Origin of the sequence: Nonomuraea sp. NPDC059023 (assembly GCF_042740095.1) — a bacterium.
Lineage (GTDB): Bacteria > Actinomycetota > Actinomycetes > Streptosporangiales > Streptosporangiaceae > Nonomuraea.
The window spans coordinates 218,589-240,882 of sequence record NZ_JBHYIO010000004.1; the positions used below are offsets into that span (position 1 = coordinate 218,589).

The 22,294-nt window shown below is 72.8% G+C and carries 21 protein-coding genes and 1 pseudogene; 14 read left to right on the top strand and 8 right to left on the bottom strand.

Annotated features, from left to right (window positions below):
* Window positions 1-155 precede the first annotated feature (155 nt).
* Genes ACFWYW_RS09185 through ACFWYW_RS09205 form a run of 5 tightly spaced genes read left to right on the top strand, consistent with a single transcriptional unit; the run spans window position 156 to window position 4,867 of the window.
* Window positions 156-1,688: a sensor histidine kinase gene (locus ACFWYW_RS09185; RefSeq protein ID WP_379640944.1), complete on the top strand. Its 1,533-nt coding sequence runs from the start codon at window positions 156-158 to the stop codon at window positions 1,686-1,688.
* Window positions 1,685-2,371 carry a response regulator gene (locus tag ACFWYW_RS09190; protein WP_379627436.1) on the top strand — a complete coding sequence of 229 codons (687 nt, stop codon included), beginning with the start codon at window positions 1,685-1,687 and terminating at the stop codon, window positions 2,369-2,371. The genes ACFWYW_RS09185 and ACFWYW_RS09190 overlap by 4 nt, the downstream gene beginning before the upstream one ends.
* 44 nt (window positions 2,372-2,415) lie before the next feature.
* Window positions 2,416-3,117, top strand: a complete 702-nt coding sequence (locus ACFWYW_RS09195; RefSeq protein ID WP_379627434.1) for a TetR/AcrR family transcriptional regulator C-terminal domain-containing protein — start codon at window positions 2,416-2,418, stop codon at window positions 3,115-3,117.
* A gap of 56 nt (window positions 3,118-3,173) precedes the next feature.
* A complete protein-coding gene (locus ACFWYW_RS09200; RefSeq protein ID WP_379627432.1) occupies window positions 3,174-4,181 on the top strand; it encodes an NAD(P)-dependent alcohol dehydrogenase in 1,008 nt (335 codons plus the stop codon).
* Entirely contained in the window at window positions 4,178-4,867 is a 690-nt protein-coding gene (locus ACFWYW_RS09205; RefSeq protein WP_379627430.1) for an NAD(P)-dependent oxidoreductase, read from the top strand. Before ACFWYW_RS09200 ends, ACFWYW_RS09205 begins: the two co-directional genes overlap by 4 nt.
* On the opposite strand, the gene ACFWYW_RS09210 is transcribed toward ACFWYW_RS09205, so the two are convergent.
* Window positions 4,864-5,619, bottom strand: coding sequence for an SDR family oxidoreductase (locus tag ACFWYW_RS09210; RefSeq protein ID WP_379627428.1), 756 nt, complete (start codon window positions 5,617-5,619; stop codon window positions 4,864-4,866). The genes ACFWYW_RS09205 and ACFWYW_RS09210 overlap by 4 nt on opposite strands.
* Window positions 5,620-5,695: 76 nt before the next feature.
* On the opposite strand from ACFWYW_RS09210, the gene ACFWYW_RS09215 reads away from it, so the two are divergent.
* On the top strand, window positions 5,696-6,169 hold the full coding sequence (locus ACFWYW_RS09215) for an RrF2 family transcriptional regulator (protein ID WP_379627426.1): 474 nt from the start codon (window positions 5,696-5,698) through the stop codon (window positions 6,167-6,169).
* A gap of 179 nt (window positions 6,170-6,348) precedes the next feature.
* On the opposite strand, the gene ACFWYW_RS09220 is transcribed toward ACFWYW_RS09215, so the two are convergent.
* Together ACFWYW_RS09220 and ACFWYW_RS09225 are read right to left on the bottom strand one after the other, a co-directional pair.
* Entirely contained in the window at window positions 6,349-6,921 is a 573-nt protein-coding gene (locus tag ACFWYW_RS09220; protein ID WP_379627440.1) for a M20/M25/M40 family metallo-hydrolase, read from the bottom strand.
* Window positions 6,879-7,598: pseudogene (locus ACFWYW_RS09225) on the bottom strand (M20 family metallopeptidase); the annotation flags it as partial. The gene ACFWYW_RS09220 and the pseudogene ACFWYW_RS09225, both read right to left, overlap by 43 nt.
* Window positions 7,599-7,759: 161 nt before the next feature.
* Between ACFWYW_RS09225 and ACFWYW_RS09230 the strand changes: the two are divergent.
* Window positions 7,760-8,149 carry an Lrp/AsnC family transcriptional regulator gene (locus ACFWYW_RS09230; protein WP_379627424.1) on the top strand — a complete coding sequence of 130 codons (390 nt, stop codon included), beginning with the start codon at window positions 7,760-7,762 and terminating at the stop codon, window positions 8,147-8,149.
* Between the two features lie 45 nt (window positions 8,150-8,194).
* Here the strand turns inward: ACFWYW_RS09230 and ACFWYW_RS09235 are convergent, their stop codons facing one another.
* Both ACFWYW_RS09235 and ACFWYW_RS09240 read right to left on the bottom strand, forming a co-directional pair.
* A complete protein-coding gene (locus tag ACFWYW_RS09235) occupies window positions 8,195-9,220 on the bottom strand; it encodes a zinc-dependent alcohol dehydrogenase family protein (RefSeq protein ID WP_379627422.1) in 1,026 nt (341 codons plus the stop codon).
* Window position 9,221: 1 nt separating this feature from the next.
* Window positions 9,222-10,052 (bottom strand): helix-turn-helix transcriptional regulator, encoded by an 831-nt coding sequence (locus tag ACFWYW_RS09240; RefSeq protein WP_379627420.1) that lies wholly within the window; start codon window positions 10,050-10,052, stop codon window positions 9,222-9,224.
* Window positions 10,053-10,155: 103 nt separating this feature from the next.
* Between ACFWYW_RS09240 and ACFWYW_RS09245 the strand changes: the two genes are divergently transcribed.
* From ACFWYW_RS09245 to ACFWYW_RS09255, 3 genes are all read left to right on the top strand, one after another.
* Entirely contained in the window at window positions 10,156-10,863 is a 708-nt protein-coding gene (locus tag ACFWYW_RS09245) for an SDR family oxidoreductase (protein WP_379627418.1), read from the top strand.
* 34 nt (window positions 10,864-10,897) lie between these two features.
* Entirely contained in the window at window positions 10,898-12,286 is a 1,389-nt protein-coding gene (locus ACFWYW_RS09250; RefSeq protein WP_379627416.1) for a glutamate--cysteine ligase, read from the top strand.
* A gap of 64 nt (window positions 12,287-12,350) precedes the next feature.
* Window positions 12,351-13,391, top strand: a complete 1,041-nt coding sequence (locus ACFWYW_RS09255) for a hypothetical protein (protein ID WP_379627414.1) — start codon at window positions 12,351-12,353, stop codon at window positions 13,389-13,391.
* Here the strand turns inward: ACFWYW_RS09255 and ACFWYW_RS09260 are convergent.
* Window positions 13,381-14,097: a PaaX family transcriptional regulator C-terminal domain-containing protein gene (locus tag ACFWYW_RS09260; protein ID WP_379627412.1), complete on the bottom strand. Its 717-nt coding sequence runs from the start codon at window positions 14,095-14,097 to the stop codon at window positions 13,381-13,383. The two genes, ACFWYW_RS09255 and ACFWYW_RS09260, sit on opposite strands and share 11 nt — an antisense overlap.
* A gap of 30 nt (window positions 14,098-14,127) precedes the next feature.
* On the opposite strand from ACFWYW_RS09260, the gene ACFWYW_RS09265 reads away from it, so the two are divergent.
* Together ACFWYW_RS09265 and ACFWYW_RS09270 are read left to right on the top strand one after the other, a co-directional pair.
* Complete coding sequence (locus tag ACFWYW_RS09265; protein WP_379627410.1) at window positions 14,128-15,768, top strand: acyl-CoA dehydrogenase family protein; 1,641 nt, start codon at window positions 14,128-14,130, stop codon at window positions 15,766-15,768.
* A gap of 177 nt (window positions 15,769-15,945) precedes the next feature.
* On the top strand, window positions 15,946-16,689 hold the full coding sequence (locus tag ACFWYW_RS09270) for a crotonase/enoyl-CoA hydratase family protein (protein ID WP_379627408.1): 744 nt from the start codon (window positions 15,946-15,948) through the stop codon (window positions 16,687-16,689).
* Here ACFWYW_RS09270 and ACFWYW_RS09275 read toward each other — a convergent pair.
* Window positions 16,686-18,095 (bottom strand): LVIVD repeat-containing protein, encoded by a 1,410-nt coding sequence (locus ACFWYW_RS09275; RefSeq protein ID WP_379640946.1) that lies wholly within the window; start codon window positions 18,093-18,095, stop codon window positions 16,686-16,688. The two genes, ACFWYW_RS09270 and ACFWYW_RS09275, sit on opposite strands and share 4 nt — an antisense overlap.
* A 25-nt stretch (window positions 18,096-18,120) precedes the next feature.
* On the opposite strand from ACFWYW_RS09275, the gene ACFWYW_RS09280 reads away from it, so the two are divergent.
* Window positions 18,121-18,729 carry a DUF305 domain-containing protein gene (locus tag ACFWYW_RS09280; RefSeq protein WP_379621654.1) on the top strand — a complete coding sequence of 203 codons (609 nt, stop codon included), beginning with the start codon at window positions 18,121-18,123 and terminating at the stop codon, window positions 18,727-18,729.
* 17 nt (window positions 18,730-18,746) lie between these two features.
* A complete protein-coding gene (ligD, locus tag ACFWYW_RS09285; protein WP_379621652.1) occupies window positions 18,747-19,949 on the top strand; it encodes a non-homologous end-joining DNA ligase in 1,203 nt (400 codons plus the stop codon).
* Here the strand turns inward: ligD and ACFWYW_RS09290 are convergent.
* On the bottom strand, window positions 19,901-22,237 hold the full coding sequence (locus ACFWYW_RS09290) for a beta-galactosidase (RefSeq protein ID WP_379640947.1): 2,337 nt from the start codon (window positions 22,235-22,237) through the stop codon (window positions 19,901-19,903). The two genes, ligD and ACFWYW_RS09290, sit on opposite strands and share 49 nt — an antisense overlap.
* Between the last annotated feature and the right edge of the window lie 57 nt (window positions 22,238-22,294).

The following is a 22,294-nucleotide window of genomic DNA, read 5'->3' on the forward strand; positions in this document are numbered from 1 at the left end:
GGGGATCGGCGGGCGCGTCGGCCGTGACGGCGATGTCGGCTACCTCCCGGGGATGATCCGCCGGGACGTCATCCTCGCGATGTACGCCTGCCGGACCACCGCCCCGGTCACTCGGGACGATGCGCGGACAGCCCGGCAAACGCGACAATACGCAGGTGACAGCTGATGAACGGCGGCTCTGGTGGCAGCACGTGCGCGGTCTGCTGCGGCCGGAGACACCGGTCGCCCGGCCGTCCCGCGCGGCGCTCGTCACCGACCTGCTGCTCGCGATCGCCCTGACCGTCGTGGCGGTGTTCGCGACGGCGAGCCTGGACGAGGCCGACCGTGGCGCCGCGCCCCACCCGGTGTCGGACCTGCTCCGCCTCCGCCACGACCCGGCACCCCAGTCCGCCCATCCGTCCGCGACCCGGGCACTTCCGCTACCGCCCCCGACCCTGCCGCCTCCGACCCTGCCGCCCCCGACGCCGCCGGCCACGCCCCCGGCCCTGCCGACGACGCCCGAGCTCCCGGCGCCGCCGACGACGCCCAAGCTCCCGGAACCGCCGGCCACGCCCGAGCTGCCGACGCCGCCGGTTCTGCCGGCCGTGACCCCACCGCTCACGACTCCGCCGACGGGCGGGCCGGTGGGCGCGATGCCGTCGCCCGAGCCGGTGGTGCCCGTTCCCGACGAGGACGCCGGTCTGGCGGTGCTGCTGGTGGTGCTCGGCACGCTGCCGCTGGCGGCCCGCCGCCGCTTCCCGCTCACGACCTTCTGGGCCGTGGTGCCGGCGACGCTGGCCATGGACGGGGGAGAGACCTGGATCACCGTCCTGGCCTGCGTCGTCGCCGCCTACAGCGCGCTCGCGCACAGCCGCCACCGGGTGGCCGCGGCAGCGGGGCTCCTGCTGGCGGCCGTGCTCGCGGGCGCCGCCGGCGCGGACATCGTGCCGAGCCTGCCGAGCTGGCTGGGGCCGTACGTGGTGCTGCTCAGCGCGGGTGCGCTCGCGGTGTTCGTGCGGTTCTGGCAGCGCAACCGCGAGCGCCTCGACGCGCTGCGACGGGACCGGGACGAGGGCGCGCGCAGGGCGGTCCAGGCCGAGCGCGACCGGATCGCGGGCGAACTGCACGACGTGGTGACCCACAATGTGAGCGTGATGGTGATCCAGGCCGGGGCCGCGCGCAAGGTGATGGACGCGCATCCCGAGCAGTCGAAGCAGGCCCTGGTGGCGATCGAGGCCAGCGGCCGGGCCGCCATGGCCGAACTGCGCAACGTGATGGGCCTGCTCGCCGCGTCGGAAGAGCTTCCCGGCGGGCTCGAACCGCAGCCGGGAATCGGCCGGCTCGACGGTCTCATCGAGCGGGTACGCGCCGCCGGGCTCCAGGTCGAGGCCAGGGTCGAGGCCGGCCTCCAGCCTCTGCCTCCGGGTGTGGACCTGGCGGTCTACCGTGTCGTACAGGAGGCGTTGACGAACACGATGAAGCACGCGGCGGGCGCGGCGGCCACCGTCACGGTCGCCCGCGCGGGCGACTTCCTGGAGGTCGAGGTCGGCGACACCGGCGGCGGCCCGGCCGCGGGGCCCGGCACCGGCCAGGGCCGCGGCCTCATCGGGCTGCGCGAGCGGCTCGCCCTGTACGGCGGGACCCTGGAGACCACCAGCGGGCCGGACGGCTACCGGCTCAGGGCCCGCATCCCCTGGACCGCCGCGTGACCCCGCCGCCACCGCTGCGCGCGGTCATCGCCGACGACCAGGCGCTGGTCCGCACCGGGTTCCGGATGATCCTGACGGCCGACGGCATCGAGGTGGTGGCCGAGGCGGCGGACGGGGCCGAGGCCGTCGCCGCGGTCCGGCGCACTCGGCCCGACGTCGTGCTCATGGACATCCGCATGCCGGGAACCGACGGCATCGAGGCCACCCGGCGGATCGTGACCGGCGGCGCGGACGACACCCGGGTGCTCATCCTGACCACCTACGACCTCGACCAGTACGTCTACGCCGCGCTCACCGCCGGAGCCAGCGGCTTCCTGCTCAAGGACGTCACCCCCGAGCACCTGGTGGCCTCGGTCCGGCTGGTCCGCTCCGGTGACGCGCTGCTCGCGCCCACGATCACCCGCCGTCTGGTGGAGCGCTTCGCCCGCCGCGACGACGCCCGCGCGGCCCTGCATCGCGACCTGTCCGGGCTGACGCCGCGCGAGCTGGAGGTCCTGCGCCTGCTGGCCACCGGCCTGAGCAACGCCGAACTGGCCGACCGGCTGACGCTCAGCGCGACCACGGTGAAGACGCACGTGGCCCGCATCCTGTCCAAGCTCGGCCTGCGTGACCGCGTGCAGGCGGTCGTGCTCGCGTACGAGACCGGCCTGATCTCCCCGGGCGGGCGGCCAGGCGACGTCTAGAGCCGCCTGGACTGGGCCTTACGGTGTACGGGTAAAGTGCTGGGGTGCCTCTTTGGACCGACGAAGAAACCGACGAGCAGCCCCGTGTCCCGCTGAGCCGCAGGCGGGTGCTGCGCGCCGCCGTCGAACTGGCCGACCGGGCCGGGCTCGACGCGCTGACGATGCGGCGGGTGGCGCAGGAGCTCGGGGTGGAGCCGATGTCGCTGTACCACCATGTCGCCAACAAGGAGGCGATCCTCGACGGGGTCGTCGAGATGGTGATCGGGGAGATCCTCGGGGTGGTCGAGGTCGCCGAGGGGCCGGATCCGGCCGGTGACTGGCAGGCGGCGTTGCGGGGGCGGATTCTCGCCGCGCGCGAGGTGTTGCTGCGGCACAAGTGGGCGCCGGGCGTGATCCAGACGCGCTCGTCGCTCAGCGAGGCGGCGATCGCCTACTACGAGGGCGTGCTCGGGATTCTGCGGGCGGGCGGGTTCACCTACGATCTGGCGCACCACGCGCTGCACGCGCTGGGCAGCCGGGCGATGGGGTTCACGCAGGAGTTGTTCGAGCCGGACGACCCGGCCGACGACATGGACGAGGCGATGATGGAACAGATGGGTATGAAATATCCCCATCTGGCCGGGATGATGGCGGCGATCGCCCACGAAGCCCCCGAAACCACGCTGAGCTGGTGCGATGACAACACGGAGTTCTCCTTCGCGCTCGATCTGATCCTTGAGGGACTGGAGCGCCGCCGGCTCGGCTGAGAGCCGTCTCAGGCTGGGACTTGACAACCTTACGTCGTACGACAACCTTATGACGTATGGCAACCTTACGACGTACGAAGGCTTGGGTCTGGGAGCGGTACGGCTCGCCGGACGTCCTGGCCCTGCGCGAGGTCGACGAGCCCGAGCCCGGGCGCCACGAGGTCCTGGTCCGGGTACGGGCCGCCGCCGTCAATCCCTACGACTGGCGCCACCTGCGCTCGGACCCGCACCTGGTGCGCCTCTCCGCCGGGCTGCGGCGGCCCAAGCCGGGGTCGATCCTCGGCGCCGACCTGGCCGGGGTCGTCGAGCGGGTGGGGGCCGACGTGCGCGGCCTCGCCGTGGGTGACGAGGTGTTCGGAGGTGTACGGCTGGGCGCGTTCGCCGAGGCGGTAGCCGTACCCCAGGAGACGCTTGTCCCGAAGCCGGAGGACGTGAGCTTCGAGGCGGCGGCGGCCGTGCCCATGGCGGGGCAGACCGCGCTGAAGGCGCTCGACGGGCTCGTGGCCGGGCAGCGGGTGCTGGTCAACGGGGCCTCGGGGGGCATCGGCACCTTCACCGTCCAGCTCGCCAAGGCGCTCGGGGCGCACGTCACCGGCGTGTGCGGCGCCCACAACGCCGACCTGGTCCGCTCGCTCGGCGCCGACGAGGTCGTGGACTACAACCGCGAGGACTTCACCCGGCCGATCGAGCGCTACGACCTGCTGGTGGACCTGGTCGGCAACCGTTCACTCAAGGAATTCAGGCGCGCGCTGACGCCGAAGGGCACGCTGGCGCTCGTCGGCGGCCTGTCCTCCGGCGGCGGGCGGGTGCTCGGGCCCTTGGTGCAGGTGGTCAAGGGCATGGTCGTGGCGAGGTTCGTCGGGCAGCGGATCACCGGAGTCTCGTGGAAGCCGGGCAAGCAGGCGCTGAACCACCTGGCCGAGCTGCTCGCGGCCAAGGAGATCGTGCCGGTCGTCGACCGCGTGTACCCGCTGGCCGAGGTCCCGGAGGCGATCCGGTACGTCGAGAGCATGCGGGCCCGCGGCAAGGTCGTCATCACCATCGGACAGGGGGAAACTCGATGAAGGTCTGTATTGTCGGCGCCTCGGGCAAGCTGGGGCGGTACATGGTCCGGCACGCGCTGGAACGCGGCTACGAGGTCGTCGGCGTCTGCCGGAAGAAGAGCGTCGGCAAGCTCGACGCCGTCAAGGACCGCATCACCATCGTCCCCGGCGACACCAACGACCGGCGGGTCATCGAACGCGCGGTCGCCGGGTGCGACGGAGTTCTCACGGTCCTGGTGCCGTGGGGGATGCGGAAATACTCCAGCGGCACCGCCCAGGCGGTCATGGACTACGCGCGGCCGGGCGCCCGCCTGGTGTTCTCCTGCGGGTGGCACATCACCCGCGACGGCAAGGACGTCTACACGTGGCAACTGCGGACGTTCGCCGCGGTGTTCGGCGTGCTCGCCCGGCTGGTCCGCTTCGCCGACCTGCGCGACCAGGTGGAGGCCTGCCGGCGTATCTTCGCCAGCGACACCCGGTGGACGGTGGTGCGGGGCAGCGACCTGGAAGAGGGCGAGAGCCAGGGGCTGCCCGTGTGGAGCCGGCACGTGGGCGACCCCGTCCTGGCCGGCAACCTCACCCGGCGCATCGACTTCGCCCTGTTCATGGTGGACGCGCTCACCAACGACGAACTCGTGCACGAGGCGCCCGCGATCGTCGGCCGCGAGACGGCGTCGGCCCGCGCCCACGCGCGGACACTCGGTTAGCCCGCCGCCGGGACCTGGCCGGCCAGCCACTCGTCGAACGTGGTCGGCATGATCCGGGCTCCCTCGCCGGGCAGCATGACATCGCCCGCCAAGTCCGGGCCGAAGATGCCCGACCACGTCGGCACCAGCACGATCTCCTGGCCGCGCGCCGCGTACGTGCGCCGCGCCATGTCGACCAGGTCCTGCTGGTCAGGCCCCGCGATGTCGGCGTAGCGGCCCCGCGGCTCGCCGGTGGCGACCTCGGCCAGGACGGCGGCCACATCAGCGGGGGCGATCGGCCGCATGAGCAGCGGGGCGACACGGGCGACGCCGTCCCGCTCGTCCCAGCTCGCGGCCATCGCGGGGAAGTCGTGGAACTGCGTGGCCGGCACGATGGTCCACGGCACGGGGCCCGCCGACACGAGACGTTCCTGCTCGCGCTTGCCGGCGTAGTGGGCGTTGCCGCCGGTGCGGTGGAGGCCGGCGATCGAGAGCAGCACGTGGTGGCGGACGCCGGCCCGCCGCTCGGCGGCGAGCAGGTTGCCGGTGGCGCCGGCGAAGAACGCCACCGTCTCGGCCTCGCCCGCCCCGGGCATGCTGATGGCGTCGACGACCGCCTCGACGCCGGTCAGCGCCTCGTCCAGGCCCTTGCCCGTGGACAGGTCCACGCCCAGCGAGCGGCTGATGCCGACGACCTCGTGCCCGTCCTTTTCGAGGGCGGTGATGGTGAGGGCGCCGATGTTTCCGGTCGCGCCGGCTACTGCGATGCGCATGATGATCTCTCCTCGTCTCGACGTGACACTATCATGGACTAAATGGGTCCTTAATATCTCCTATAGACTCATGGGCGTGAAGTTGCCTGTGAGCACGGAATGGGTCCTGCACTGTGCCACGACGCTGGCGCAGCTCGAACCGGGGGCGAGCGCGTCCACGACCCAGCTCGCCCAGTACTTCGACCTGCCCGTGCCCTACCTCGCCAAGCAGCTGAAGGCGCTCGTCAAGGCCGGGCTGCTGAGCGCCAGCACGGGGCCGCGGGGCGGGTTCCGGCTGGCACGGGCGGCGGGCGAGATCACCATGCTGCAGGTGGTGGAGGCGGTGGACGGGACGTCGTCGCCGTACGAGTGCCGGGAGATCCGGCAGCAGGGGCGGGGGGCGCTGCCGCCGGAGGAGTGCCGGGCCCCGTGCGTCCTGGCCGTCAAGATGGCGGAGGCACACCAGGCCTGGCGCCGCACCCTCGCTGCCACCACGCTGGCCGACATCCTCGCCGACATCCCCCCAACCGCCCCCGCCCGCACCCGCCACCGCCTCACGACCCTCACCTAACGCCCCACCGTTCTCCGGTACGGCCCGCCGGGTGGGCCGAGCCACGGGAGCGGAACGTCCGGCGGGAGGCCCGCGGCGCGCACTCGGGCCCTCACCTGGAAGGCACCGAGGCGGGATGCCCGGCGCGAGGGGCGGTGGTGCGGCCGGTTGCCAGGAGCCGAGATCCCGGGAGGCCGGGGTCAGGTGAGGAGGCTGGCGGCGTAGAGGGCGTAGACGGTGGCGCAGCGGCGCATGGCGGCCTCGTCGATGTACTCCTCGGGGCCGTGGGAGACGTCCAGGCGGCCGGCGCCGTATCCGAAGGACGGGATGCCGAGCTGGGCGTACCAGCGGATCTCCAGGATGCCCGCGCACATCTCGAACCGGGCGGGCTCGCCCGTGACCGCGGTCACCACGCGGGCCAGTTCGGCGGCGGCCGGGTGGGCGGGGTCGGTGGCGGCGGAGGGCTGGAGCTGGCTCGTCTTGACGGTGACGTCGGCGCCGATCTCACCGGCGGCGTGCTCGATCAGCGTGGTCAGGCGCTTGAGTTCGCCCTCCAGGTCTTCCTCCGGGTTGTAGCGGCCGTCGACGGTGAAGTAGGCGGAGCCGGGCACGACGTTGAAGTTGGACCCGGCCGCCGACCGGCCGCCGACCGGCCGCCGACCACGAGCATGGTGCCGCGCGCGTCGGCGGGGTTCATGGGGTACGCGGTCGGCCGCCCGGCCATCTCCGTGGCGTAGTCCTGGACCGGGCGGGCCACGTGGAGCATGTGCCAGAAGGCGTTGACGCCGAGGTTCGCCTGCCCGACGTGGGCTTCGCGGCCGGCCACGTCCACGCGCAGCGAGACGGCGCCGCGGGCGGCGTTCCAGATGCCGCCGCCGCTGGGCTCGGCGGTGAGCATGGCCAGCGCGGACGGGTCGATGAGCCCGGCCTCGCGCAGGTGTCCGGAGCCGTTGACGCTGCCGGTCTCCTCGTCGCACACGAGGTGGATGACGATGCGGCCGCCGCCGAGGAGGCCGAGTTCGCGGGCGGCGGCGGCGCCGTACAGCATGCTGACGATGCCGCCCTTCATGTCGGCGGTGCCGCGGCCGATGATGCGGCCGTCGCGGCGTTCGGCGGTGAACTGGGCGCGGTCCTGGGCGGGGACGACGTCGAAGTGGCCGTGGAAGTAGAGGAGCCGGGCGCCTTCTCCGGCGGTGCCGCGTACGACGCACGGTTCCTCCAGGTGGCCGGGGGCGCCGGGGATGGGGAGGATCTCGGGGGACAGGCCCAGGCGGGACATCTCCTCGCGCAGGATCGCGGCGCACCGGCCCAGCGCGCGGCCGGGCGGGTTCTCGGAGTCCACGGCCACCAGGCGGGTCAGCAGCGCGGCCATGTCGTCGGCGCGGGCGTCCAGCCAGTCCTGGACCTGGGCGGCGGGGTTCGTCATGATCTGTCGCCTTCCTTGGGGCATGCCGAAAACCGGGCTCGAAGTGGGGGATCCAGCGAAATTCTAGTGCGGAACGGACCTCATATGGTTTCCACTTATGGCGCTATCGTGGCCTTGTGAGTAATGAATATGTACTTGATGCCATTGATCGTGAAATATTGTTTCAGCTCCAGCAGGACGGCCGGTTGAGCAACGTCGAGCTGGCCCGGCGGGTGGGGCTCACACCCCCGCCGTGCCTGCGCCGGGTCAAGCGGCTGGAGGAGGCGGGGGTGATCAGCGGATACCGGGCGACGGTCGACCACGAGATCCTCGGCGCCGGTCTGGAAGTGATCGTCTCGATCGAGGTGAGCGTCAGCGACCTGAAGACGCTGGAGGAACTGGAGAGGACGATCGCGGCCTACGAGGAGGTCGTGGAGTTCCGGCGGCTGTTCGCCACACCCGACTACCACCTGCGCGTGCTCGTGGCCGACTACGCCGCCTACGAGGCGTTCCAGACCGGGAAGATCATCGGCATTCCCGGCGTCGCCCGCGTGATCTCCCAGCCCACGATGAAGAAGATCAAGGTGCTCGGATGATCCGGTCCCGGCGCTCGGGGCCGTGCTGGAGATGGGGTTGTGCGGCTAGGGGACGATCATCGTGACGCCGGGCACCGAGCCGATGGCGGCCAGTGCCTTGCCCGCGTCGGCCAGGCCGATGGTGCGGGTGACGAGCTGGTCGGGGTGCAGGATGCCGGCCCTGATCAGCTCCAGCATCCTCGGGTAGGCGTGGGCGGCCATGCCGTGGCTGCCGAGCAGCCGCAGTTCGTGGGCGATCACGCGGCCCATCGGGATCGGCGTCGCCGCGTCCGGCAGAAGGCCGACCTGGACGTGCCGTCCCCGGCGGCGCAGCGACTCGACGGAGGCCGCGCAGGTGGCCGGGCTGCCGAGGGCGTCGAGGGAGACGTGCGCGCCGCCCCTGGTCAGCTCCCTGACCTGGGCGGCGGCGTCACCGGCCGAGGCGTTGACGAAATGGGTGGCGCCGGCGCGTTCGGCCAGGTGGAGGGCGTCGGTGCTGATGTCCACGGCCACGACCCGGCCGCCCGCGGCGGTGGCGATCATGATCGCGGACAGGCCCACGCCGCCGCAGCCGTGCACGGCCACCCACTCGCCGGGGCGTACGTCGCCGACCTCGGTGACGGCCCGGAAGGAGGTGGCGAAGCGGCAGCCGAGCCCGGCGGCCGTGGTGAAGTCCATCTCCTCCGGCACCGGGATGAGGTTGACGTCGGCGTGGTCGATGGCCACGTACTCGGCGAAGGAGCCCCAATGGGTGAAGCCGGGCTGGGTCTGCCGTTCGCACACCTGCTGGTCTCCGGCGGCGCAGGCCGTACAGGATCCGCAGGCGCAGATGAACGGGACGGTCACCCGCGCGCCCTCGGACCAGCCGCGCACCAGGGAGCCGGTGGCGACGACCACGCCGGCCAGCTCGTGCCCGGGTACGTGCGGGAACGCGGTGATGTCGGGGTCGTGTCCCTGCCAGCCGTGCCAGTCACTGCGGCACAGGCCTGTCGCCTCGACCCTGATCACCGCCCCGTAGGGCGTGGGCGCCGGATCGGGGAGCTCGCGCAGGTCCAGCTCGCCGCCGAAGATGTCAAAGGCTACCGCTCGCATCTCATGAGCTTAGGGTCACCTGCCGCAACCTGCGCAAGGCCTGGTGAGAGGGGGAGCCGGGTTCGGTGGTGTAGAGGACCAGGCGCAGGTCGTCGCGGTCGGGCACGGGCACGACCTGGCAGAGCGTGTCGATGGTGCCGACGACGCTGTGGTGGATGAGCTTGCGCTGCTCCCTGCGCACCGCCACCTCGTGCTGGTCCCACAGGGCGGCGAACTCCGGGCTGCAGGCCAGCATCTCCGCCACCAGCGCCTGGATCTCGGGGTCGTCGGGATAGCGTCCCGCGGCCCAGCGCAGGTCGGCCACGGAGGCGCGGGCGAAGCGGCCCTTCTCCTCGTAGGTGAGGTGCTCGGCCAGGTCGGGGGCGCGGAAGACCCAGCGGATGACGTTGAGGTCGTCGCGCGGCCGGGAGTCGAGGTCGCCCATGAGCAGGTTGGCCATCGGGTTCCAGGCGAGGATGTCGTACTTGGCGTCGAGGACGTAGGCGGGGACCTCCTCCAGGAACGCGATGAGGTGCAGCGTGCCGGCGGGCACGTCGCCGCGCCGCCGGGGCGTCTCCAGCCGCGCTCCGGCCAGGTGGAACAGGTGGGCCCGCTCGTCGGCGGTGAGCATGAGCGCCCTGGCCAGCGCGTTGAGCACCTGGCGCGAGGGGTGCGGGCCGCGGGCCTGCTCCAGCCGGATGTAGTAGTCGATCGACATGCCGGCGAGCTGGGCGACCTCCTGGCGGCGCAGGCCGGGGGTGCGGCGGCGCCCGCCCTCGGGCAGGCCCGCCTCGCGCGGGGCGAGGCGGGCACGTCTGCTGCGCAGGAAGGCGGCCAGTTCTTCGCGGTTCATGTCCTTCATCCTCCGTCATCGGCGGCGCGTGAGGGTGGTACCGCCGATCCCAGTCTCGGGAGGTCTCTCCCGCGCGCGCTCGGCCGGGGCGAATCTCGACGGCATGACGACAGCTCTCATCACAGGCGCGAACAAGGGAATCGGCTTCGAGATCGCCCGGCTGCTCGGCGAGCGCGGCGTCACCGCCGTCGTCGGGGCGCGCGACGAGGAGCGCGGGCGGGCCGCCGCCGGGCGGATCGGCCAGCCGTACGTGCGGCTCGACGTCACCGACGCGGCGAGCGTGCGGGCGGCGGCGAAGTGGCTGGAGGAGGAGTACGGCACGCTGGACATCCTGGTCAACAACGCCGGCATCGTCGTGGCGCAGGAGGACCCGCGCCCGAGCGCCACCGAGGCCGCGGTGCTCAGGCAGGTGTACGAGACGAACGTGCTCGGCGTGGTCACGGTCACCAACGCCATGCTGCCGCTGCTGCGCCGCGCGCCCGCCGGCCGGATCGTGAACATGTCGAGCGAGCTCGGCTCGCTGTCCAGGGCGATCGACCCGGACGACCCGCTCTACCCGCACAACTACCTGGCCTACAACTCCTCCAAGTCCGCGCTCAACATGGTGACGATCTCCTACGCCAAGGAGCTCATGGACACCCCGATCAAGGTCAACGCCGCCAACCCCGGCTACTGCGCCACCGACCTCAACGGTCACACCGGCTCCCGCACCGCCGGGCAGGGCGCCGCCATCGCGCTCCACCTGGCGACGCTGGCTGAAGACGGGCCGAGCGGCGGCTACTTCGAGGACGCCGGTCCGGTGCCCTGGTAGGTGTGGACGCCCGCCCCCAGGACAGAAGGGAGGGATGGGACGAGACTTGGACAAGGAGCGGTTCTCCGAGGCGGAGTTCGCCCGGTTCGGAGAGCGGCTGGAGGAGCAGCTCGGCACGTTGCGCGCGCTGCTCGATAGGCCCGGCTTCGGCCAGGGCCCGACGACGCTCGGCGCCGAGCTTGAGCTCTTCCTCATCGACGAGAAGGGCCTGCCGCTGCCGCGCAACCAGGAGGTACGCGCCGCCCTCGACGACCCCCGCGTGGTGCTGGAGCTGGGCCGGTACAACCTGGAGATCAACCTGACACCGGTGCCGCTGGCCGGCCGGCCGTTCTCGGCCATGGGGGCGGAGATCCAGGAGACGCTGCTGAAGGCGGACGGCGCGGTCGAGGGCGGCGGGGCCCTGCCGATCGGCATCCTGCCCACGCTCGGCACCGGCGACTTCACCCGGCAGGCGATCAGCGACGAGAACCGCTACCGGGCGCTGAGCAGGGGCATCAGGAGGCTGCGCGTGGAGCCGTTCCTGGTGGTCATCGACGACCTGGAGCTGCAGGTGGAGGACGTCGTCCTGGAGGCGGCCAACACCTCCTGGCAGGTGCACCTGCGCACGCCGCCCGAGCGCTTCGCCCGGTTGTTCAACGCCGCGCAGCTGGCCACCGGGCCGGTGCTGGCCGCCTGCGGGAACTCGCCGCTGTTCCTGGGCCGCACGCTCTGGGAGGAGACGCGCATCGCGCTCATGGAGGAGGCGGCCGACGACCGGGACGTGGAGCGGCGCTTCAGAAGGGACGGGCGGGTCACGTTCGGCTCCGACTGGGTGCACGAGGGGGCGTATGAGCTGTTCGAGCGCTACGTCCGCGACTACGACCCCGTCATGCCGGATATGTCATCCGATGGGGAGCTGGCCGAGCTCCGGCTTCACCAGGGCACCGTCTGGCAGTGGAACCGGCCCGTCTACGACCCCGGCGACGGCGGCCACCTGCGGGTCGAGATGCGCGCCCTGCCCGCCGGGCCGAGCTGCGCGGACATGACCGCCAACACCGCGTTCCTGGTCGGGCTCACGCTGGCCTGCGCCGAGCACGACCTGACCGGCTACCGCTTCGCCGAGGCGTACCAGAACTTCTACCGGGCCGCCCAGAAGGGCCTGGACGCGCGGCTGTCCTGGCCGGGCCGCGAGGGCGAGCTGCCCGCCGCCGACCTGGTGCTCGCCCTGCTGCCCGAGGCCAGGGCCGCCCTGCTGGGGGCGGGGGTCGCGGCCGATGAGGCCGACCGGGCGCTCGGGGTGATCGAGCAGCGTGTACGGCTGCGCCGTACCGGATCGGCGTGGCAGCGCGAGGCGCTGGAACGCTACGACGGCGACGTGGAGCGGCTGGTGCGGCGCTACCGCGAGCTGGCGCTGTCCGGGCTGCCGGTGCACTTGTGGCGCTGAACGCAACTTCTGGCCCGCCCCATTCGTCAAACGGAGACAAAGGAGACGGATAAGCGAGGGGTACATGGCTACCACGGGAATGGTCCCGGCAGACGCGGCGCCCTTCGCGCTGCGGCAGGCGCCCGGCGAGCTCGCCGAGGGCGCGGCGAAGCTGGCCGGCGAGATCGGCAGCACCGGCGTCGAGGCGCTGCTCGCACAGGCCAACAGGACGGCCGTGCGCAAGGGCGCCGCGGCGGCGCTGGGCGCGATGAGCCCGAAGCCGCACGAGTGGTACGCCTTCGACGCCAAGGACCAGGCGACCGTCGACTGGTACCCGCAGGGGCTGACCGGCGGCGAGGACTCCGGCGAGGCGGGTGTGCCGGTGTTCGCGGTCAGCTGGTACTTCAAGCCGAAGGCGCCGGTGCCCGAGCGCGGCGTCCGGGTGACGTTCCTCAGCCCGTCCACGCTGAAGTACCAGCACGTGCTGCTGGTCGAGGCGAAGCCGGACGGCTCGTACGGGCCGATCGACATCCACGCGGGCGGCATCGCCTGGTACGGCGACCTGCTCTACGTGGCCGACACCAAGCGGGGCCTGCGCGTCTTCGACCTCAACACCATGCTGGACCTGCGCACCGCGCAGAAGGACCTCGGCGACGACAAGCGCGTGGGCCGCCACGGGGGCAGGTTCCACGCCTTCGGCTACCGCTACGTCGTCCCGCAGAGCGACTTCTGGCGGCTGGCCTCGCCGAGCGGCGCGATCTTCTCGTTCGTGGCGATCGACCGCAGCGCCGGTCCCGACCTGCTGATCACCGGCGAGTACGACCCGGACGGGCCCACCGGCCGGGTGGTCCGCTACGAGCTGGCCGGCAACCGGCCCGGCCCGGCCCGCGACTGCTTCCAGATGGGCGCCGCCAAGATCCAGGGCGCGGTCTCCCAGGGCGGCACGTGGTACCTCAGCCAGGCCTTCGACGCCGACAGGAACGGCAGGCTCCTGGTCACCAACGGCGCCAAGCTGAGCGCCCGGCCCTTCCCGATCGGTCCCGAGGACCTGACCGTGCAGGGCGGCAGGCTCTGGAGCGTCACGGAGTTCAAGAACCGGCGCGTGGTCTTCGGGGTCAGTCTCTGAGGTGCTTCATCAGCACCTCGCGGTAGGACCGGTCGAAGGCGTCGTAGCGTTCGCGCAGTTCGGCGCCCGGCCAGCCGGCGGGCAGCAGCGCCGGTGGCAACAGCGGGTCCTTCAGCAGGTGGCGCAGGACCGCGGCGGAGACGATGAAGCCCTCGGCCAGCCCGTCGGCCCGCTGCAGCTCCCGCTCCAGCGCGCGCGCCTCGGCCGCCCACCCGTCGAGATCCCACAGGAGGGGAGTGGGATCCCGGCGGGGGCGGCCGTCGACGAGCGTGCACTGCGCGGTGACGCTCTCCGGCCAGTCCCTGATGAGGTTGGCCGGGCGCATCCAGGTGCCCTCGCGCAGTTCGGCCAGGCGTAGCGCGCCCATCGCGTGGCGGAAGGCGGCCCGGTCGGCGGGGGCGCGCCGCTCGGCGGTCACCAGCGCGATCTCCCAGGCGCCGTCCCACGGCCTGGTGTGCGGGTCGCGGCTCTCGTCCTGCCTGCCCTGCCGTTCGAGCAGGCGTTCCGACAGGGTGTAACGGCCGTTCTGCTGGACCAGGTCGCCGGCGGCGACCATCCGGGACAGGGCCACCCGGACGGTTCCCTCGGCGATGCCGAACAGCTCGCCGATGCGCACGAGGTGGCGGGCGGCCAGCCGGGGCGGGTGGCTGCCGAGCAGGGCGCTGAGGACGGCGGACCGGGCACTGAGACTATTACGCTCTTCCATCGCGTGTTGAGTATATGTAACACTCCGAGCATGGGCCGCTATCTCATCGAACCGTTCGACAACAGTGACCGCTACGCGACCGAGCGCTACCAGGGCGCCGCCGGGCGCGACTGGTGGGCCATCGACCCCACGCTGCAGTTGCTCATGCGCCACCACCTCGGCGACGGTTACGCGTGGGCGGAGCCGTACCTGCGCAGGCTGGGCGTTGTCACCGGCGGCGTCGTTGCCGAGTGCGCGGAGGAGACCGACCGCAACCCGCCGCGGCTGGAGAAGTACGACAAGTGGGGCCGCGACGTCAGCCAGGTCGTCATGCCGCCCTCCTTCCACACCGCCCGCGCCGCGATGATGGCCGACAACTTCCTCGCGCCCGCCTTCGTGAAGGAGGCGCTCGACCACGGCGCCAACCCGGCCGCGCTCGGGGCCGCCTGGACCTACCTGCTCAACCAGGCCGACATCGGGATGGGCTGCGCGCTCGGCACCGGCGGCGACATGGTGGTGCAACTCGCCGAGAAGCACGCGCCCGCCGACGTACGCGACCGGGTGCGCGAGATCTTCGCCAACGGCTTCTACTCCGGCGAGGCCGCGCAGATGTTCACCGAGCGCACCGGCGGCTCCGACCTGGCCGCGCTGGAGACCACCGCCGTCCCCGACGGCGAGGCGTGGCGGCTGGACGGCTTCAAGTGGTTCGCCTCCAACGCCAACGGCTCCGCCTTCGTCGTGCTGGCCCGGCTGCCGTCAGAGGAGGTCAAGCCGTTCCTCGTGCTGTGGGAGCGGCGCGACGGCGCGCGCAACGGCGTGCGCATCCGCCGCCTCAAGGACAAGCTCGGCACCCGCTCGGTCGCCTCGGCCGAGGTCGAGTTCACCGGCGCCGAGGCGTTCCTGCTGTCCGGCTCGGGCTCCGGATCCGGCCTCGGCACGATGATGAAGCTCACCAACGCCTCCCGGCTCGGCGTGGCCATGATGGGCGTCGGCGTGGCCCGCCGCGCGCTGGTCGAGGCCGTCTGCTACGCCCGCGCCCGCGAGGCGTTCGGCAAGCCGCTCATCGCCCAGCCGCTCATGCGCCGCAAGCTCGCCGAGCTGATCGTCGAGGTCGAGGCGGCACAGGCCATGGTCTTCGACGGCCTGATCAACCGGCTGCGGCTCGGCCCCGCCGTGATCAAGCTGCGCACCGCCAGGCTCGGCGTCACCGCCGCCAGCGACGCCATCGAGGTGCACGGCGGCAACGGCTACATCGAGCAGTGGCCCGTCGCCCGCCTGCTGCGCGACGCCCAGGTCAACCCGATCTGGGAGGGCGGCGACAACATCCTCTGCCTGGACGTACGGCGGGCGATGCTCAAGGAGCAGGCCCACCTGCCCTTCCTCGACCGGCTGCGCGGCGCCGCCACCTCGCCCCTCACCCAGGAGCGCGTCGAGGACCTCGCCAAGGCCGTCGAGGCCTGGCTCGGGGCCCCCGATGAGGCCAGGCTCTACCCGCTGGCCCAGTTCATGGCCGACGTCTACGCCGCCGCGCTGCTGGAGGAGCAGGCCACGTGGGGCATCGACGACGAGCGCAAGGCGCTGGTGGCCCGCCTCTACGCCGAGGCGCACCTGGCCGAGCGCGGCCCGCTGCGCGGCCTGGACACCCCCCACGCCGACCACCTCGACGCGTTGCTGGCGGGGGCCATCGCGTGATCCGTACGGAGACCGCTCGCGGGCCGCCGAGGTGGTGCCGGACGAGCGGCTCCATGGGCACGCCACGGCGCCGGCGTCCCGGATGGCCTTGCTTCCCGGCGACCAGCTGGAGATGCTCAAGCTGCTGTGCGAGCGCGACGACCCGTTCGGCGACTACGGATCACGGAGGCGAGAGCCATGAGCGTCCGAGTGGAGCGTGCGGGCCCGGTGACCACGGTCGTGCTGTCGCGGCCGGAGGCGCGCAACGCCGTCGACAGGAAGATGGCCGACGCGCTGGTGTCGGCGTTCACCGAGTTCGAGGAGTCCGACGCGGCCGTCGCCGTGCTGTGGGGCGAGGGCGGCACGTTCTGCGCCGGCGCCGACCTCAAGCGGCTCGACAACCACGTCGGCGAGGAGGGCGACGGCCCGATGGGGCCGACCAGGATGCGCCTGTCCAAGCCGGTGATCGCCGCGGTGGCGGGCCACGCCGTCGCGGGCGGGCTGGAGCTGGCCCTCTGGTGCGACCTGCGGGTCGCCGAGCGCGACGCGGTCTTCGGGGTGTTCTGCCGCCGCTGGGGCGTGCCGCTCATCGACGGCGGCACGGTACGGCTGCCGCGCCTGATCGGCCTGTCGCGGGCCATGGACCTCATCCTCACCGGCCGCCCCGTCGAGGCCGGCGAGGCCCTGGACATGGGCCTGGCCAACCGCGTCGTGCCCACCGGCACCGCGCGGCGGGCGGCGGAGGAACTGGCCGCCGCCCTGGCCGCCTTCCCGCAGACGTGCCTGCGCGGCGACCGGCTCTCGGCCCTGGAGCAGGACGGCCTGCCCGAGCGCGAGGCCATGGTCAACGAGCTGCGCCACGGCATGATCTCGCTGGAGGACGGGCTGGCGGGGGCCGCCAGGTTCGCCTCGGGGGAGGGCCGGCACGGCCGCTTCTCCTAGCGCTGCGTCTGCGGGTTGAACTCGCCGGGTCCGGCCGGCTCGAACGGCACGCCGGTCAGCTTCAGCACGTCCAGGCCGGCGATCATGTCGCTGGAGTAGATGTGGCCGGCGTAGAAGTAGGCGGCCCACGAGCCGCCGTGGTCGAAGGGCGACTTCTCCCGCTGGAAGTAGGCGATCTCCCTGGCCCGCGCCGGGTCGGTGAAGTCGATCACCGACACGCCGCCGTCGTACCAGCCCTGCACCATCATGTCCCGGCCCAGGGCCGGGACCAGCGAGCCGTTGTGCGCGCTGCACGTCTTCGGCGCGAGCTGCGGGCGGGGGATCTTGAAGTAGCCGAGCAGTTCGAGCCTGCCGTCCTTGATGGCGTAGACGCCGTTGCCGCCGAGCTGAGGGCCTGCCTTCGGGTCGCAGACCACCGACCGGCCGGCGCCGAACTCGTCGGAGAAGACCACCCGGTCGCCGTCGCGGGTGAAGACCGCCGAGTGCCAGTAGCCGAAGTGCGCCGGATCCTGTACACGGTCGAGCACCCTCGGGTTGTAGGGGTCGGTGACGTCCAGCAGCAGGCCGTCGCCGATGCAGGAGGCGGCGGCCAGCTTCTTGGCGGCGAAGACGGTGACGTCGTGGCAGCCGCCGTAGCCGAACGGCTCGGGCAGCGCGGTGCCGCCGTCGTCGAGCACGACGGGCGTGGCCGCCACCGCCGCCCTGGCCGGGTCGCCCACCGGCACCTTCACCACGGTGATCCGGCCCTTGTTCCGCTCGCAGGCCGCGCTGGCGCCGCCGCCGAGGCGGCTGGGCGCGGAGGAGGAGTAGAGGATGACGTTCCGCGCGTCGGCCGAGACGAGCGTCGCGGTGTGGGACCCGCACGGCGTCGCGACCGCGCCGACGTACTTCGGGGCCGCCTTGTCGGTGATGTCGAAGATCCGCAGGCCCTCCCAGGTACGCCCGGCCGCGCCGGGGTCGCAGCTCGCGCTGCCCATGGGCAGGTCGACCGACAGGAAGAGCAGGTTGCCGCTGACCGTCACGTCGTTCTGCGGACCCGGGCAGTAGACCTGGCTGATGATCGCGGGCCGCTCGGGCGCGGAGACGTCGTAGACGGTGAAGCCCTCGTAGTTGCCGGCGATGGCGTAGCCGCCGGTGAAGGCGAGGTCGGTGCCGATCGCGGCGGCGGTGTCGAACGGGGCCGGGTTGTTCACCCCGGCGACGGGCCGGAGGTTGTCGCTGTGCCTGATCGTCGCGTCGTGCTTCTTCAGGATCTCCGGGTCGATCGGGGCGCCCGTGGGGGCCGGGGTGTCGGACACCACGGGCAGCGGCGCGGCGCGGAGCGGCGGCTCGCCCGCGCACCCGGACAAGCATCCGGACAACAGCACGGCGAGCGGCCCGATGAGAACACCCCGTCGCACGGTCACCCCGTTCGTCGTAGATTTTGCCCAGATGAACCGTAACGCGGTGCTCGCCGCCGTGACAGTGCTCGCCTGCGCGTGTACGGCCCAGCCGCCCCCGCGGGGAGTCGTCCCCACCGGCGGGCCGCCCGTGATCCTGCCCGGTGGCCCCGGCGAGCCCGCGGCCACCGCCACCCCCGGCCAGACCGTCGCGCCGGTCGAGCAGCCGAACGCGGCCGACGTGCGCTTCGCCGAGGCCATGATCGTCCATCATCGGGCGGGGCTGGAGATGGCCGCGCTGGCCCGCGGGCGGACCGCCTCGCGGCCCGTCCTGGCGGCGGCCGAGCGGGTCAGGGTCGCGCAGGAGGCCGAGATCACCTGGCTGACGACGTGGCTGGGGCGGCTGGGCCGTACACCGGAGCACGCCGCGCACTCCGGCGGGCCCGCCATGGCGGCGCTGCGCGGCGCGGACTTCGACCGGGCCTTCCTCGCCGGGATGATCGCCCACCACGAGGGCGCGCTCGACCTGGCCGGACGGGTGGTCAAAGAGGGTGCGGACCCGGCGATCCGGGTGCTGGCCGCCGACATCGACCAGGGGCAGGGCGCGGAGATCACCCGGATGCGGGCGCTGCTGCGGGGGTCCCGGGCTTTGTCGGAGTGAGCACGTATGTTGAGACCATGGACGTGGCTGGGCGAGAGGTTCGCATCACCAACCCCGACAAGGTGGTCTTCCCCGAGGCCGGATACACCAAGCTCGACCTGATCTCCTACTACCGGGCCGTGGCCGGCGGGGCGCTGCGCGGCGTCTCCGGCCGGCCGATGATTCTCAAACGGTTCGTGCACGGGATCCGGGAGGAGGCCTTCTTCCAGAAGCGGGCTCCCGCCAAGCGGCCGGACTGGATCGAGGTGGCCGAGCTCAAGTACCGCTCCGGGCTGAGCGCGGCCGAGGTCGTGGTCAGCGACCTGGCCCAGCTCGTCTGGGTGCTCAACCTGGGCTGCGTCGACCTCAACCCGCATCCGGTGCGTTCCGGGGACCTGGCCCACCCCGACGAGCTGCGCATCGACCTCGACCCCATCCCCGGCGTGCCCTTCCGCGACGTGCTGTCCACCGCGCAGGTGGCGCGGGAGGTGCTGGAGGAGCACGGGCTGACCGCCTGGCCCAAGACGTCCGGGTCGCGGGGTTTCCATGTCTACGCCAGGATCGAGCCGCGCTGGCCGTACGCGCAGGTGCGCAAGGCGGCCGAGGCCGTCGCCCGCGAGGTCGAGCGGCGCGCGCCGGACCTGGCCACCGCCCGCTGGTGGAAGGAGGAGCGCGAGGGCGTCTTCGTCGACTTCAACCAGAACGCCTACGACCGCACCGTCGCCTCCGCCTACTCGGTGCGCGCGGTGGCCGATGCCCGCGTGTCCACGCCGCTGACCTGGGACGAGGTGCCGGGCTGCCGGCCGGAGGCGTACACCATCGAGACCGTGCCCAAGCGCTACGCCGAGATCGGCGACCCGTGGGAGGACATGGATCTGCACGCCGGCGTGCTCGACGGGCTGCTGGAGCTGGCCGAGTCGCTGGGGCCCGCCCCCAAGGCGCCCAAGGGGGAGGGGCGGCGGCAGCAGACGATGCCGCTCATCGAGATCGCGCGGGCGCAGCACAAGGACGAGGCCATGGCCGGGTTCGAGCGCTGGAAGGAGCGCCACCCGGAGGTGGCCGCCCTGCTGGAGCCCGCCGACGTGCTGGTCGACGGGATGCGCGGGCGCAGCAGCGTGTGGTACCGGATCCGGGTCAACCTCCAGCACGTGCCCGAGGGGCAGCGGCCGCCGCAGGAGGAGCTGGAGGTCGACTACGACCCGTTCGAGGGCGTCGAGTGGCCGGGAGCCGGGCGCTCCTGATCCGGCCGGACCGTCTGTCCGCGGGCGGCGGGGTCGTCGGGCCAGGTGAGCAGGCGGTCCCCGACCTGGGCGGCGTCGCCCGTGCCGCGCCGGCGCAGCAGGCCGGGACCGGCCAGTTCGCAGGTCGACCAGGCCAGATCGCCGGCGCCCTCGGGGAGCATGACACCCTCGGGGAGCATCAGGCCCGAGCGGGCGGGCAGGTCGATCCTGCGCCCGCCGAACAGCGGCCGGCCGTCCCTGCTGAGCACGAGTGACTGGTCCACCGGGCCGACGTTCAGCAGGTGCACCAGGCGTTGCCCGCCCGGGTCGGCGGTGGAGGTCACCACGATGCCCGGGACCGGCGCGTCGTGGGTGTGACGGGGCCGGGCGCCGAGCAGGGCGAGCAGGCCGGTCCAGAAGTCCAGATGGCACGGGTAGTCGCAGGTCAGGACGATCGCCTGGCCGGACCCGGCGCGTACCAGCACGCCGGCCGGGGCGCCCGAGACCGCCTCGCGGACCAGGACCTCCGCCTCCGGCGCGCTCAGGTGCTGCAGCACGCCGACCCGGACCTCGGCGCGGCCTTCCGCGCGGCCTGCCGCGCGGACCGAGGGGAAGAACTCGGCGGTGCCCTCCACCGGCGGCCCGGCCGACAGGCCCAGCGCCTCGGCCAGGATCGTGCAGGGCGCGCCGTCGGTGTCGCGGCCGGGCAGCATGCCGGCCAGCAGCAGCCGCCCGCCGTCCAGCACGTACGCGGCCAGCCGCCGCTGGACCCGCGCCGCGAGCGTGGTGGCGCTGCCCAGCACCAGCACCCGGCCGGGGGCGAAGTCCTCCTGAAGGTCGACGGCCGGGAAGGAGAACCCGGCCAGCAGCAGCGCGCGGGCCAGGACGTCCCTGGAGCCCATCCCGCGAAAGCGCTCCAGGTCGGCCACGATCGCCCGCCGCTCGGCGTCGCCCGGGTAGGCGTACTCGGTCAGGTAGTGGTCGGGCACGAAGCCCAGTGCCACGTCGTCGTGCTCCTCGTCCATGTCGGCCAGCAGTTCCGCCGCCCCGCGCACGGCCGACAGCACCGACCGGATCGCCGCGAACGCCGGGCCGGTGCGCCCCTCCGGGTCCACGGGCGCGGCGAAGCCGTGGCGTTCGCCGGTGAACGCGACGCGGTCGTTGCCGTCGCCCGCGGGGACGTCGAGCGGCGGGTTCACCCCGCCCGCGAACAGGTAGTAGTTGATCAGCCGGTTCCCCTGCGCCACGCACAGCCGGGTCTTCAGCTCCAGCGCCGACGGCGGCACCATCAGCGCCAGGTCCTCGCCGTAGTCGCCGGTGCCCGCCTCGAACTCCAGCGAGGTGAGCGGCTGGTCCGCGTCGTGCACGGCGGCCATGAACGCGTTGCCGACGTACAGGTCGGCGACGTTGCCCACGGTGAGGTCGCCCAGGTAGTGGTCGGAGCCCGAGGTGAGCTGCGGCCGGCCCCGGTAGGCGCGGTAGAGCTGGCTGATGCCGATCGGGTAGGTCCGGCCGCGCCCGCCGCCGGTTCCGTGGATGTTGACCAGGTACGGCACGCCGCGCACCCCGTATGCCTCGGCCCGTTCGCGCAGGAAGGCGAGGTAGCGGGCGTAGCGGTCGCGGTTGTAGGCGCCCAGCGCGTGGTGGAAGGCCGGTGAGCCGGGGCCGGACGGGCTGCGCGGCGACAGGCCGCCGAACGCGCCGCCGCTCCACGCGGCGAAGTCGGCCAGCACGCCGTCGGTGAGGTCGGGGGAGTTGCTCACCCACGACAACATCCCGACCTCGTTGTCGAGCTGCACCGCCGCCACCGGCCCGCCGCGCGGCGCGAGCCGTTCGGCCAGGACCGGCATGATGGCCGCGTACCAGGCGTCCACCTCCTCCAGGAACGCGGGGGCGAGGTAGTCGATGGTCCTGGTCGGCGCCGGTGCGCCGTCCCAGGTCACCGGGTGCACCTGCGGGTGCCGCGCGTAGACGCGATAGGGGATGCCCTCGTTCTTGAGCTCGGCCATCACGAACGGCCCCGGCCGCGCGATCACCGCCAGCCCGCGCCCGGCCGCCAGGTCCAGGAACCCGGTCAGGTCCCGGTGCCCGGCGGTCCTGCCGGTCAGGTCGGCGGAGCCGTCGGGCAGCTCGTGCACCAGCCACGGCATGTACGTCGCCACCGCCGTGCACCCCGCCTCCGCCAGCCGGTCGAGGCGGTCGCCCCAGTCGCGGGGCGCCAGCCGGAAGTAGTGCACCTCCCCGCTCATGACCAGCGAAGGCACGCCGTCGATCAGGATTCTGCGCCGGCCGAGACGGATGTCGCGCATGCGGACGGGTCCTCTCCGTGGGGGTCTTGCCGTGGTGAGGTTCCTCACATATGGTCG